Origin of the sequence: Bradyrhizobium sp. 33ap4 (assembly GCF_032654765.1) — a bacterium.
Taxonomy (GTDB): domain Bacteria; phylum Pseudomonadota; class Alphaproteobacteria; order Rhizobiales; family Xanthobacteraceae; genus Bradyrhizobium; species Bradyrhizobium australafricanum.
Window position 1 is genome coordinate 1 of the sequence record NZ_JAUMTJ010000215.1, and the last position, 734, is coordinate 734.

Genomic DNA, 734 nt, shown 5'->3' on the forward strand with positions numbered 1-734 from the left:
GCCATGTCGTTCTGTGAGCCAAGGAGTTGACACGAGACTTTGTCTTCCTAAGACCGCTTGGCCTCCGACTCGAAGAGCATTACGACTTCGACAACAATCTATCAAGAAAAGCCTATTTCTCCTTTTTGGAACAGCTAGCAGAGAAACACGTGCTGTATGAATATGCACGTTACAAGTCCGACGGCTTCATAATGCACTGGAATCTCGACCCGGATCAAGGCGCCGACTATCATCTGAATCCGATACGAAGAGGAAATGTTCGTCTTGAATTGAAGTTTAAACATGCTGTGAAGGAGCCAGTGACTGTGCTGTTTATGAGTGAAACATCTCGCATTCTCAAGATCGACAAGAATCGCACGGTTACTATAGACTGACATGTATGATTATGATATTGAAGCTCTGCTATCTAAAGACTCCTATGCCATGAGTATGTGTGCGGTGTTTGCGCATTAGATGAAGTGAAACCTTTACGAAGACCGTCGTTTGAAATTGTTAACTCTGACAAGCGAGGGAAACCTGGTCAACATTGGATGCTTTACATTAGGAATGCAGATGATAAGTGCGACTTTTTTATTCGTATGATCTGCCGCCGCTTGGAAAGGAACTGCAGCGCCTTGTGGTTGATGAATACAATGACAGGTGCCTTCAGAGTTTGTATTCTCCACAGTCTGGGCTCTACTGTTACTACTTTTCTAGTCAATTGTGTAGGGGTTACTCTCTCCAAAGCTGTCAAT

1 protein-coding gene is annotated in these 734 nt (G+C 44.1%); it reads left to right on the forward strand.

Going from position 1 to position 734, the window contains the following annotated elements:
- Nucleotides 1–26 precede the first annotated feature (26 nt).
- On the forward strand, nt 27–374 hold the full coding sequence (locus Q2M23_RS43725) for a hypothetical protein (protein WP_316399545.1): 348 nt from the start codon (nt 27–29) through the stop codon (nt 372–374).
- Nucleotides 375–734: the final 360 nt, after the last annotated feature.